Raw genomic sequence first — 12533 nt, 5'->3', positions numbered from 1 at the left:
TTTAGTAACTTTTCATCTTAAAAGTAAAAAGTTTAACTAAATATCTATCCCTATAGTATCAAGCCGCAAAGTTACAGAAAATTCTTTACAATAACCAATTTAATACAAATAAAACCAGTCTCCAACCAAGCAGCCCAAGAAATCAAACCCACACTATTAGTAAAAAAAAACACAGAAGTTTATAAAGTAGTTATTTCAGAAGTAAATATACCAAATAAATATTTATAGCAGTTATTACCACTATACTTATTTTAGGATTTTTATCCATCACCAAAAGAGTTAATAATGCAATTATAAATAAAGGAACAAGAACTATATTTACCAAAATACCCAATGCATTATGGCTGGCCAAAACATTAATTATTACTATCAGTATAACACATAGTAACATATTTACAAAAGCAATATTCTTTAATCTGCTATTCATAAATTCTATATGCCTATCATTAGCCCTATTATTCTTATACCCCGAACCTAACAGTAGTTTTATGCCTTTTAGAAAGTCTTTCATTAATAACTATATCACACCAAGCCAATCCCCTTTGCATTACATACTCTTTAAAATGTGCTTGTATATTACTAATTTGCCCAACTCATTTAGTAGCCTTTTTCATAGCAGAAGCATTATTAAATACACTTAGCCATTAATCTCATTCTTTTTGCCTCAAAAATAATTACAGCTGCCGCTACCGATACGTTCATTGAGTCAATTACACCCTCCATAGGGATAATAATATTCTGGGTACTATGGCGCAACCACTGCTCCGTTAGCCCTTCATCTTCCGTACCTACTACTATGGCGCTTGGCTGGTGAAAAGGCACCTCATAATAAGGTTTTGATGCCGTAAGAGCCGCACAATAAATATTAATATTTCTTTCTTTCAGAAACGACAACACCTCATCAGTAGTACCTGTAGCAATAGGCACCGTGAACACACACCCCACACTGGAGCGCACTATATTCGGATTATAGAGGTCTGTTTTTGGGTTGGCAATAATTACAGCATCAATATGGGCTGCATCAGCAGTACGAAGAAGAGCGCCTATATTACCTGGTTTCTCAGGAGCTTCAGCCACTAACACCAACGGACACTCATTTGCAAATGTAAGATCTTGCAGCGTGTGCGTTTTGGTTTGAACAAGAGCTATTACCCCTTCAGTTGAAGTCCGATAAGTCAGCTTCTCATACACTTCCTTTGATAGTGCTATTACTTCAGGAGTCTGATGTGTGTAGTTCAGAAGTTCTTTAAGTTGTTTCTCTGTAAATATATCAGGATAATATAACAGAGTTGTTACAGTATACCCCCCTTGTAGGGCAATGCGTATTTCACGTGCTCCTTCCACTACACCAAGAGATTGTTTTTTGCGTTCACGTGATTTTTCAGTAAGAAGAGCAATTTTTTTAATAAGAGGATTTTGTGTACTAGTAATTTCTTTCATTTATTAGCGGTAGCATTAGGGGGTAGGAAGATTAATTTTTTTAATATCACCCGAAGGGCTAAGCAGTAAGTACTCTTTATTTTTATTGGTATTATTAGTGCGATTAATGCTCATTTTAATTTCATAAACCACTTGTATTACAGGCTCTATAATAACAGGATGTAACACTACATCAAAATCTTTATCAGCTATAGGGCTAAAATACTGTGTAGTCGATTTGTTAGCTTGTATTACATTACCAGAGCGCTTGCCTTGCAACTGGCTGCTACTATAAGCTTCATAAGTAAGGTACTGATCCGCAGGAGCAGTTATTGTGAAACCATCAGCAAGTTTCTTTTCAGCAGAAGCAAAACTCTCAGCAAGAGTAGTCTCATAAAGTTTAACCTTTTCAGAAAAAGCAGCTCTCACTTTCTCTTTTAGTTCTTTCTTCACAGCCTCAAGGTTACTAGCATAGTAATCCATTCGCACAAGGTCGTAAATCTCATTATTGGATAGTAGCAGCACAATCTCATTAAGCTCTGATGCCTCTTTAATTTTGATATGCAAGTTCTGCTTTAGCTCAAAGCCTATGGGCAACTCATTATAAGTACGCTTGCTAAATAGCTTCTTTTCAGCCTCATATTCGTACATAGGCACAAAAGATATCATATCAGTAAAGGTTTCAAAGTTTTTAGCCTTAAGTGCTGCTATAGCTGGAGTAATCCGCTGATTCATTAACTGGGTAGCTTCTTCCGCAGTTTTACCTACTTGCACTATACTGAATATTGCCACAAAAGCATCAGCTTTTATATTAGCAAGCCCTTTAGCTCCTATAAGCATCTCATAGTTAATAGGAAAATCAACCGAACTATTGGTTAGGCCTTTCATAAGTTTTTTATCTTGATAATTAACATTCCCCGAAACTTGAGCAAAAGAGAACGTAGTTATAGCAAAAATAACAATTAAAAAGTTTTTTTTCATTTTGATATATAATTTGAAATTAGTTACTATTTAAAATAAAAAAACAAAAAAGGCCGCCTATGGTAATAGTAGGCGGCCTTGTTTCTTATTTATCCATAAGCACCAAACACTGGTTAAGTTCGGGCTTATTTTTGGTATAGGCATCAAGCCAAACTTTTAATTCTTCTACTTCGTAAGGCAAAAGGCGGTTAATACCTTTCTTTAGCTCTTTACAAAACAAGTTTGGGTCAAAGCTTACCTTTGATAAAATCATCTTAGTGTATTCAAACATTGCTCGTTTCATAATAAAATAGGTTTATGTTATTCTTTACGACACAAATGTACGTATTCAAAACAATATAAGCAAATATTTGGATGTTAATATTGTGTTAAAGTTCGTAGCTACTTGATTTTCAAATCGTATTCCAAACGAGCTTGCACACCACGTTGTTGGGCTATGTGTTGTATCTTTTGATAAAGACCATAAGCCTCTGTCCCTATCTGCTGGCGGAAAGCTTTTTGCTGCAAGTTCATACCAAATCGCTGAAATATCTCTTTAAAATCCATTTCAAACACAGGGTATGACACAGTACGATAATCGCTTAAACCGTTATCTTTGGCAGCATAAGCTATAGCATCATTAAGAGAGCCTAATTCATCCACCAAGCCAATGGCAAGAGCTTGTTTACCACTCCAAACCCTACCTTGCGCTACCGAATCAATTTGCGCTGGGGTTTTGCCGCGCCCTTCAGCTACTCGGTCTAAAAATACTTTATACACTTGCTCTACCGATTCGGTTACCTCTTTTTTAAACTGGTCAGTAGGTTTTTGGTATATGCTATACCATTGTGCTTTAGGGTGAGTACTTACTGTTTCTGCAGTAATTCCCCAGTTATTGGCAAGTGTGCTTACATTGGGCACTACACCAAATACACCTATAGAACCTGTAATAGTCCCTGCTTGTGCAAAAATACGGTCAGCATTGCAAGCCATATAATAACCTCCAGAAGCAGCATAGTTACCCATCGATACATACACTTTTTTCTTCCTTTTGGTTACCTCAATTTCACGGTGCATTAGTTCAGAAGCAAGAGCATCTCCTCCTGGTGAGTTTACCCTAAGAACAATAGCTTTTACATCATCATTATCTGCAGCTTTGCGCAAGGCTCTTATAATAGTTTCATTACCTATTACTTCTGCTCTACCTTCGCCTTGTACAATATCTCCTTCAGCATAGATAACTGCTATCTTATTTTTAGATTGCTTGCTGGTATATTTTTTCAATACTGCCTCAGCATAGTCTTCTATATTAATAAAATCAACCTCATCAACTGTACCTACACCTACCTTATCACAAATAATTTGTTCAAACTCATCACGGAATAGGATATCATCTATCAAGCCATTTTCCTTAGCTAGCTCAGCAGTACGTCCATTTAGGTTAGTAACAATTTCATTGAATTTATCAAGAGGTATATTACGACTTTGAGATATATCAGTCGCAATAATACTCCACATACTATTTAGCAGTTCCGTAGTTTGAAGGCGGTTGCTATCACTCATTTTATTGTCTAAGAAAGGCTCTACAGCGCTTTTGTATTTGCCGTGCCTAATAACCTCCATTTGCACACCTGTTTTTTCTTGTAAGCCTTTAAAGAAAAGTACTTCAGAAGACAGCCCTCGCAAGCTAAGGCTTCCAAGCGGACTCATATACACCTTGTCAGCTACACTTTGTAAGTAATAGTCTAACTGAGAAATATCGTCATTATAGGCTAAGACAAATTTACCCGAGGTCTTAAAATCATCTAAAGCATTACGAAGCTCTTGAGCAAAAGCCAAGCCTCCTATATTACCTGTACTTTTCAGGTAAATACCTTTTATATGGCTGTCAGTTTTAGCTTTTTCAATAGCTTTAAGAGTTGTATTCAAACCATTAAATGATTCTGATGTGTAATCAAAATCTTTAAAATTGATACGCTCACCATAATCAACAAGTGGTTCAGAAAAGGAGAGTTCCAATACCGAATTGTTATTCACCACTATCTCATCTCCTTTAGTCGAGGTCATTAATGAGCTCACCATTACAGAAATAAAGATAAGGAAGATGATGAAACATATCCCCATTGAGATAAAAAATCCAAGAATAGTTGCTAAAAGTGTCTTAGGAAAATTCATGTGTATTAAAATTAAGAGGTTAGCAAGGCAAACAAATGGTTATAATCTTTCCGAAAGAAAATCATTATCAAACCAAATACGAGTAGCTCCAACAGGCATCAGTTTTTCGTATGGATCATCCTTTTGCATCATATAGAACCCGTATTTAAAGTTCTTAATACCTTGAGGTGTTACTTCGCCCGAAAGAAGAGCCAAATTTTTATAAGTAGCTTCACCTATATGTTCCCCATCTACCTCCATAAAAACAGTAAACTTATTACCTGAGCCCGAAATAATAGTACCTTTACCAAGAGCTTTTTCTTGAGCAAAGATATCTTTATTTTCGTAATCAGTTTTTACATTTACACCTTTTTGATCATAAAAACGGTACTGATAACCTGTAATTACATAACCTGGCACATATACAGGATCTGGCACATCAGTAAATTCCAATTCAAAAGGTGCTACCGAATAACTCCCCTCAATATTAGGCGGAGTGGTTCCTAAATTAATTACCATACCACTAGCTTCCAACTTTTTCAGCACATCAAAAGATACAATAGATTTAACCTCATTAGGTAAGTTTTCATACTTAGAAGTATCATCATCAGATTTTGAGCAAGCTGTAAAAGCTAACAGAGCGAATACGCCCATAAGGGCTGTGTAAAGTGTTTTTTTCATGTTATTGTTATTTTAAAGTTTATTTTCTTTGTTATTATTTATCAATAGGCAGCCTATTTATGTTCGTGTAAGCCGCATTCTTTTTTGCTGTTGCTTTCCCACCACCAGCGTCCAGCCCGAAAGTCTTCCCCTTCTTTAATAGCACGGGTACAAGGAGCGCAACCTATACTCACAAAACCTTTATCATGAAGAACATTATAAGGAATGTTATGAGCTTTAATAAAGGCTTGAGTATCTGCAAGCGTCCAATGTAGCAGAGGGTTGTACTTAAATAGTTGGTAGGTATCGTCCCACTCTAGTATAGGAAGGTCTTTACGTGCATTACTTTGGTCTGCTCGCAAGCCTGTTATCCATACTTTTTTACCTTTAAGTGCCCTTGTTAGGGGCTCTACTTTGCGTATATGGCAACACTCCTTGCGCAGTTCTACCGAACGGTAAAAAGACAATGGCCCATTAGTTTCAACATATTTTTCTATACGCTTAGTTTCAGGGTAATAAGGAGTGATAAAGGTGTTATAACGCTCATTAGTACTCTCCCACACCGAGTAGGTTTCATTAAAAAGCCTACCAGTATCCAGTGTGAAAATACTAATAGGAAGTTTATTGTCCAAAATGAGGTGCGTAATAGCTTGGTCTTCTAATCCAAAACTGGTAGAGAACACTATTTCATTAGGAAACTGTTCTGCCAAAAAGGCTAAGCCTTCTACCTCATTTTTATGTATAAGCTCCTTATAAAGAGTATTTAATTGTTCTCTCATTCTAATACTGATTATTTTTTAAATGCCAAATAGGCACTTATTTCGTTCATTGGTATTTTTACCTCAAAAGGAGCATTCATATACGATGCTATCTCAAAAGGCTCGTAAAAGAGGATAAGCCCATCGGCAGCTACCCCTATGTTTTTAGGAAGGCAGAATTGGTTATCTTCAAACCAAAAGCCTTTATCATTAAGGGTCTCAATAGTCGATTGTTTTTGTGCTTCCCTAACGTATTTCTCAGCTATTTCAGCTACCTTTTTCTCGTCAGTAAAAAGGTTTTCATTCGTAATAACCGAACCATCGTTCAGTGCAAAGTGCGTAAATACTTTAGTTATTACAGGTTGTGCACCTCCGGTAAAAGAGTACCGATTAGATACAAGGGTAAGCATCTTCTCGTTTTTCCACATAATGCTATCACTAAGGGTGAGTTCATAAGCAGGAATATCAGGAAAATGCTCGTGTATTGTATTATAGTCAGTCATAAAAGTTTCCAACGCTTTTTCTATACTGATATCATCTACCTGTAAGGTATCTTCATTGCTTAACAAAAAGTTTGCTACTTGGCTTTCAATCTCGGCATTAAAATTTTTAGCAAAGTTACTACCTCCTTTGCAGCGCAAGTAATTTAAGTTAATATTCAAGCAGTTTTCTTCACAGCCTTCGGTAGTGAGTTCTATAGTTTTCTCTTCAAAACGCAACTCATAAAAATAACGGTAAATAAGCCATCCACTTATTACAAGAGAAACTATACCCAAGATAAGGGCTATTTTATTTTTAGTATTCTTTTTCATATTCTAACCATTTATATATATATTCCGGCATACCATAGCCGAGAGGTTCACTTCTTTACCACTAACCAATATTTGCATTGAGTTATCAAAAGGTTCTTTGCTTATAACCTCTATTTCATTGCCCAAGGCTATATGCATTTTATTCAGATACACCAAAAACTCCTTAGAGGTATTCTTTACAGCTGCACATACTCCTTTATCTCCTTCATTAAGATCACTAAGCAGGATCTTAATACTGTTCTCAATAACCCCTTCCTTATTAGGAATCGGATCCCCATGAGGGTCTTTCTCTGGGTAACCCAAAAACTTATCAAGGCGTTCTATAAGCTTGTCCGATTGTATGTGTTCTAATTCCTCCGCTATCTCATGCACTTCATCCCATGAAAAATGAAGCTTTTCTACCAAAAACACTTCCCACAGACGGTGTTTCCGCACTATAGCTATTGCTTTTTGTCTGCCTTTAGGGGTAAGGGTTACTCCTTGGTACTTCCTGTAGTTAATCAGCTTCTTATCAGCCAACTTTTTAAGCATATCAGTAACCGATGAGGCTTTAGTTGCCATAGCCTCAGCTATAGCATTGGTCGATACCTCTTCATTATTTTCATTAAAGAGGTGAAAGATAGCTTTTAAGTAATTTTCTTCCGATAGGGTCATTGTATTTTTAAGGATTTCTTAATATGAAAAACCGCCTTTTACAGCGGTTTATTCGTGGTTTAATGTTAATTTATTATCATATTAGTGTGTCAGTATCCAGCCTCCTTCAAGGTTCTTCTCTTCTTTGGATTCTTTAATCTCTTTCTGCAATAGTTTAGCCTCGTCCATACTGTCATAACCACCGTAACTTACTTGGTATAGTCCTTTGGCATTCGTTCCTAAAACAAAAGCGTTTTTATAACCTAATTTCTGAAGTTCCTGCACTCTTTTTTGTGCGTTTTTCTCTTCACGGAAGGCTCCTGCTATTACCTGATACTTTTTAGCTGCCAAGGCACTATTAGTCATTTTAGTACCAGTAGCCGATGAGGCTCCTGCACTAGCACTTGTAGCAGGCTTGCTGCTAGGCTGTGCTACTGTAGTACTTTGCCCTGTTGTAGCAGCGCTATTGGTAGTAGTTGCAGCAGTGCTATTAGTACTATTGGTAGCCTGATTGTTAGAAGGCTTCGCCCCTGGCTTAGGAGTTACCTTTTCTACAGGCATAGCTACTACCGGCATACTAATAGGCGGAGTAAATACAGCCGCTTCACTAAGCTTTTGGTTTAGCCTATCTTGCACAAGGCTATCAGTAACCGCAAACTGAGCGCCATTAGCATCTTCATTCACTACCTTTTCACTAAAGAAAAGATAAGCCCCATAAGCCAAAATAACCAAACCTACCGCAGCCACTGCCGAGTATTTAATATAAGGCTTCAAGCGTACTACTTTGCTTTCGCCCGATGGCTTTTCACTTTTCTTCTTCTTATTGCCATTAGGTGCCGTAACTGCAGGAGGCGCTATCTGTGTAATAGGACTCTCAATAGTAGTCACCAGCTCCTCTTCAGGCGGCAATACAGGTTCATTAAGGGTTGGTTTAATTTGGTTCTCTGCTATCTTAAGATCAGAACCTGGTACTTCGTGAGGGATAAAGGGTGTCATACCAAATGAATCAGTTAAGTAATTGACATCTTCTTCTGGGGCAAAGGTTATGCGCTTTTCAGGAGTCAGAGTGAAAGTCCCTACCCTTTCAAATGTCAGAGGCCTGTTCTGTTGCAGGATATTCTTCCACCCTTCTACCACAAGGTTTACATAATCTTCAACCAAGTTGTAAGTGATGCCTGTTTGTTCAGATACATATTTTATTAGCAAGCCATCATTTTGATTTAGGCTCGGGTTAAACGTAAGCTCCCGCTTAGGAGGCATAAACGTCTTGTCATCTCTCATTTTGGCTGATTTCCGGTTAGAAATAAATGCTCCAAACTTAGGTATAATAACACAAGGGTGCTTATAGAGCAAGTCTTCTATATAAACATTTAAATCTTTCATAAAATCTTTTCAATTAGTTAAGAGTGGTCCTGCCAAGAATCGAACTTGGATCTAAAGTTTAGGAAACTTCTATTCTATCCGTTGAACTACAAGACCGAAGTAAATTTTTGGCAAAGATACGACTTTTTTTGAAAGTAGCAAAATTTTTTTTAGGTTTTAGAAGCCACATTTTAAGGAACATCTATCAGTCAGCCTATTTCACCCATCGTAAAACAATCCTAAGGCAATACAAAAACCACCCCTCTACCCTCTTCCTCCTTTCAATTTTTCTCATCTTATTTTCCATTTCATTGCGAATAATGCAAAAATCACCTCCCCCCACACTATCCCCTATCTCCTAACCCCTTTCTCCTGATAATCAACCCATTCCATCCCCACCCTCTTACCCCCTATCTCTTATCTTTTACCTACTTCAAACGAACCTATAACGAAGGATAAACGAACTATAAACGAAGTATAAGCCTTAGCTACCTGATAATCAGCTACTAAATACCTAATCTTTCACTTTGCCAAATTCGCAACAAAATCCCCCAATTCTTACATTTTTCTCACTCTTTTCCCATTTTCTGCCTATTTTTCTCAACCCCCTATCTCCTATCCCCTAACTCCTACCCCCTACCCCCCTACTACACTCTGAAAAACAATGAGTTAAGAAATATTTTCCAAAAAAAAGAGCGAAAAACTTGTGGCAACAAAAAAAATATTGTACCTTTGGGGCAACAAAATTGCATTCATACCCCCTAAATTATATGTTTAACAACAAAGAAAGAGATAATAAAAAAACTATGGCAGTAGATAACACTTCAGGAAGTAGCAACCGCATCGTTGCTGAAACCAAATTTAAAGGCGATATTATTTCTAAATCCGATTTCCGTATCGATGGCGAAGTCGAAGGCACTTTCCAAACCACAGGTAAGCTCGTAGTAGGGCGCACCGGCGTAGTAAGCGGTACCATAACTTGTGAAAATGCCGATATCGAAGGTAAAGTAACAGGCACTATCAAAATCAACAGCATCCTTAGCCTGAAATCAACCGCCGTAATCGAAGGAGAGGTTTATGTTGATAAACTTTCTATCGAACCAGGTGCCGTGTTCAATGTTACCTGCTCTATGAAAGGAAACAAAAACTTTTTAAATGAAAAACAGCCTCAAGCACAACCAATCGACGAAAAAGCAATTAAATAATTGGATTTACTTTTCCCAAGCAGGACTGCAAATGGCTGCCACTATTGCCATCTGCACTTACTTGGGCGTATGGCTGGATCAGCAATATCCCAATAAGCACTCACTCTTTACCATAGGGTGTGCCCTTTTCGGGGTATTCGCCGCTTTGTACACTATCATCAGGAAAGCTTTGAAAATGAACAAAGATGAAGCATAACACACGTACTTATATCACCTTTTTGCTGTGGTGTGCTGTTATCGCTATGCTCATTTATATGGGTGCCTACTACTTTTTAGCTATCAAGGGCTTAGTCCTCTATTACAGTGCTACACAAATAGCACTCTATTACGGAAGCACCTCAGCCCTAATGCTCACCCTCATTTATATAGCCAACAGAAAGGCGTATCGCTATACCGCCTTCGCTTTTATGTGGGCTATATTCTTTAGATTCATCACAGTAATTATAGCCATACTCCCTCTAGCCAAAGCAAAAGTAGCCTTACCTTTTTACGAAGCCTTTTTCAATATAATACCCTCATTCTTGTACATCTGCTTAGAAGCTGTATTTGCTATACAATTACTCAAAAATAACAAATTAGAAGATTAATACATTTAATATAATGGACGCACAAAAAGTGGATATGTTTTTGGTAGTAAACGCTAAAAACTTCCGACCCGAATTAGTTCCTCAAATCCGTGAACGACTTCTATCTCTGGACGATAGCCGTTGGAATGCTCTCTTAGCAAGCCCGCTAAAAGACACCCTCACCACACAAGTATTTTCCTTCTTAGGAGGTTCTTTAGGCCTCGATCGCTTTTTCATTGGCGATGTAGGTTTAGGGGTAGCCAAACTCCTCACCTGCGGAGGGTTAGGCATCTGGATAATAATCGATTGGTTCATCATTACCGATGCCGCTCGCGATAAAAACGCCGAACTTTTAGCCCTCTCTATACAGTAGTTGAAAGCCAAACCTTTCTACCGTTTCATTACACTCTTCTGCCTTGCCGCTTGGGGCTGGTTACTAATGGATACCTACACCAATACTCAAGGCAGACAGATAACGGTATGCCCTATCAAAAACGTTACAGGCTACCCCTGCCCCTCCTGTGGCACAACACGCTCTGTAAGCGCCCTTTTAGCTGCCGACTGGCATACGGCTCTCCACACCAACCCCTTAGGGTTACTAGCCTTGGCTCTGCTGGTAGTGGTGCCCCTATGGCTCCTCTCCGATGTAATTTTCCGCAAAAACGGACTTCACAAGGCATACCTGCGCTTTGAAGAGATCTTCAAGCGCCCCTATGTATACATCCCCTTCTTCATCCTAATATTACTAAACTGGATTTGGAATATAGCTAAAGGATTATGATTGAAAATAAACAATTACCTCACCCCCTTACCGAAGGCGATAAGGAACGCGCCTCCAATAGCTACCTTATGTCCGTAGTGGCTATAATGGCTGGAATGCCCATCCCTCTTATCAATCTTCTGGCCACTCTATTCTTTCTCTTTGCCTACCGCAAAGCCTCCTACTTTGTCCGCTGGCACTGCCATCAGGCTTTTATATCCCAACTATTCTTGTTCTTCATTAATACTACCACTTTCTGGTGGACAATATCTATTGGCTTTGGTAGTAATATGCCCTCCAATAATTATTTCGCCTACCTCATAATGGCTATCAGTTTCAATATTATAGAATTTGCAGGCACCATCTATAGCGCTATGGCTACCCGCAAAGGCGTACACTTGTCGTGGTGGTTTTATGGTGATTTAACCGATTTAATAGTAAAAAGATGAGCAAAGTAATTACACGTGGTTTTTTATTAGTCGCCATCCTCTTTGGTAGCTGGTTCTCACTACGCCAAGTCAATTGGATGGAGATTTTAGGGGTCAACGCTCTTATGGATAGTGAGTTCATAAAAGAACTCGAAACCGAATGGGGCGAAATGATGCTCGATAACTTTTTAGCCAAAAACCAGCAGGTTACCGATAGCCTATCTGTAGCAGTAATCGATAGCTTAGCAGCCAAAGTATGCAAAGCCAATGGCATAGATAAAAACTCTTTAAATATCTATATTCTCGAAAATAGTGAAGTAAATGCCTTTGCCTTGCCCAATAGGCAACTCATTATCTACTCTGGCTTAATAGAACAAACCGATAGCCCCGAAGCCCTTTGCGGAGTAATGGCTCATGAGTTAGCTCATATCCAGAAAGGACACGTAATGCAGTCCCTAAAACGCGAAATAGGATTAGGAGTAACATTTAAAGTGCTTGTCGGTGGCTCTAATTTTAAAGTAATAGGCGAACTAGGCAGAATCCTATCATCATCAGCTTTTAGCAGGCAAATGGAACAAGAAGCCGACCTCATAGGGCTCCAATACTTACAAAAAGCTAAAATCGACCCTAAGCCCTTCGCCTCTTTTTTAGGCAATCTCGAAAACTCAACCTCCGAAACATTTAAGTGGATAAGTACCCACCCCTATTCTGAAGACAGAAAAGAATATATCCTAAAAAGCATTAACCAAAAAAGTAATTACGAACAAGTAATTTCAGATAAACTCTGGAAAGAGTTCAAAGAAGATTTCTAATACA

17 protein-coding genes and 1 tRNA gene are annotated in these 12533 nt (G+C 38.2%); 7 read left to right on the top strand and 11 right to left on the bottom strand.

The window, feature by feature from the left end:
- Window positions 1–190 precede the first annotated feature (190 nt).
- The 11 genes from C4H12_RS13050 to C4H12_RS13000 all read right to left on the bottom strand — a co-directional run bounded on the left by C4H12_RS13050 (window position 191) and on the right by C4H12_RS13000 (window position 8875).
- Complete coding sequence (locus tag C4H12_RS13050) at window positions 191–511, bottom strand: hypothetical protein (protein WP_106099294.1); 321 nt, start codon at window positions 509–511, stop codon at window positions 191–193.
- A gap of 116 nt (window positions 512–627) precedes the next feature.
- A complete protein-coding gene (locus tag C4H12_RS13045; protein WP_106099293.1) occupies window positions 628–1440 on the bottom strand; it encodes an RNA methyltransferase in 813 nt (270 codons plus the stop codon).
- Window positions 1441–1455: 15 nt separating this feature from the next.
- On the bottom strand, window positions 1456–2400 hold the full coding sequence (locus tag C4H12_RS13040) for an SIMPL domain-containing protein (RefSeq protein WP_106099292.1): 945 nt from the start codon (window positions 2398–2400) through the stop codon (window positions 1456–1458).
- Window positions 2401–2485: 85 nt separating this feature from the next.
- Window positions 2486–2683 (bottom strand): hypothetical protein, encoded by a 198-nt coding sequence (locus C4H12_RS13035; protein WP_106099291.1) that lies wholly within the window; start codon window positions 2681–2683, stop codon window positions 2486–2488.
- Window positions 2684–2781: 98 nt separating this feature from the next.
- Window positions 2782–4554, bottom strand: a complete 1773-nt coding sequence (gene sppA, locus C4H12_RS13030; protein WP_106099290.1) for a signal peptide peptidase SppA — start codon at window positions 4552–4554, stop codon at window positions 2782–2784.
- Between the two features lie 39 nt (window positions 4555–4593).
- On the bottom strand, window positions 4594–5214 hold the full coding sequence (locus C4H12_RS13025) for a hypothetical protein (protein WP_106099289.1): 621 nt from the start codon (window positions 5212–5214) through the stop codon (window positions 4594–4596).
- 53 nt (window positions 5215–5267) lie between these two features.
- The gene (locus C4H12_RS13020; protein WP_106099288.1) at window positions 5268–5972 is read right to left on the bottom strand and encodes a phosphoadenylyl-sulfate reductase; all 705 of its coding nucleotides are present in this window, start codon (window positions 5970–5972) and stop codon (window positions 5268–5270) included.
- 11 nt (window positions 5973–5983) lie between these two features.
- Window positions 5984–6763 (bottom strand): DUF3298 and DUF4163 domain-containing protein, encoded by a 780-nt coding sequence (locus tag C4H12_RS13015; protein WP_106099287.1) that lies wholly within the window; start codon window positions 6761–6763, stop codon window positions 5984–5986.
- A gap of 3 nt (window positions 6764–6766) precedes the next feature.
- The gene (locus C4H12_RS13010) at window positions 6767–7417 is read right to left on the bottom strand and encodes a metal-dependent transcriptional regulator (RefSeq protein ID WP_106099286.1); all 651 of its coding nucleotides are present in this window, start codon (window positions 7415–7417) and stop codon (window positions 6767–6769) included.
- Window positions 7418–7498: 81 nt separating this feature from the next.
- Window positions 7499–8779, bottom strand: coding sequence for an SPOR domain-containing protein (locus tag C4H12_RS13005; RefSeq protein WP_106099285.1), 1281 nt, complete (start codon window positions 8777–8779; stop codon window positions 7499–7501).
- Between the two features lie 24 nt (window positions 8780–8803).
- Window positions 8804–8875, bottom strand: a tRNA-Arg gene (locus C4H12_RS13000).
- Between the two features lie 653 nt (window positions 8876–9528).
- On the opposite strand from C4H12_RS13000, the gene C4H12_RS12995 reads away from it, so the two are divergent.
- From C4H12_RS12995 to C4H12_RS12965, 7 genes are read left to right on the top strand one after another with little or no spacing between them, the layout of a single operon-like run.
- Window positions 9529–9963 (top strand): polymer-forming cytoskeletal protein, encoded by a 435-nt coding sequence (locus C4H12_RS12995; protein ID WP_106099284.1) that lies wholly within the window; start codon window positions 9529–9531, stop codon window positions 9961–9963.
- A 31-nt stretch (window positions 9964–9994) separates the two neighbouring features.
- On the top strand, window positions 9995–10159 hold the full coding sequence (locus C4H12_RS12990) for an AtpZ/AtpI family protein (protein ID WP_371514466.1): 165 nt from the start codon (window positions 9995–9997) through the stop codon (window positions 10157–10159).
- Window positions 10149–10550 carry a hypothetical protein gene (locus C4H12_RS12985; RefSeq protein WP_106099282.1) on the top strand — a complete coding sequence of 134 codons (402 nt, stop codon included), beginning with the start codon at window positions 10149–10151 and terminating at the stop codon, window positions 10548–10550. Before C4H12_RS12990 ends, C4H12_RS12985 begins: the two co-directional genes overlap by 11 nt.
- Window positions 10551–10563: 13 nt before the next feature.
- Window positions 10564–10902, top strand: a complete 339-nt coding sequence (locus tag C4H12_RS12980; protein ID WP_106099281.1) for a TM2 domain-containing protein — start codon at window positions 10564–10566, stop codon at window positions 10900–10902.
- Window positions 10903–11310 carry a DUF2752 domain-containing protein gene (locus C4H12_RS12975; RefSeq protein WP_106099280.1) on the top strand — a complete coding sequence of 136 codons (408 nt, stop codon included), beginning with the start codon at window positions 10903–10905 and terminating at the stop codon, window positions 11308–11310.
- Window positions 11307–11738, top strand: coding sequence for a hypothetical protein (locus C4H12_RS12970; RefSeq protein WP_106099279.1), 432 nt, complete (start codon window positions 11307–11309; stop codon window positions 11736–11738). Before C4H12_RS12975 ends, C4H12_RS12970 begins: the two co-directional genes overlap by 4 nt.
- A complete protein-coding gene (locus C4H12_RS12965) occupies window positions 11735–12529 on the top strand; it encodes a M48 family metallopeptidase (protein WP_106099278.1) in 795 nt (264 codons plus the stop codon). Before C4H12_RS12970 ends, C4H12_RS12965 begins: the two co-directional genes overlap by 4 nt.
- Window positions 12530–12533: the final 4 nt, after the last annotated feature.

This window comes from Capnocytophaga sp. oral taxon 878 (assembly GCF_002999135.1).
In the GTDB taxonomy this organism is placed as follows: Bacteria; Bacteroidota; Bacteroidia; order Flavobacteriales; family Flavobacteriaceae; genus Capnocytophaga.
This window is presented reverse-complemented; position numbering and strand designations above follow the sequence as displayed.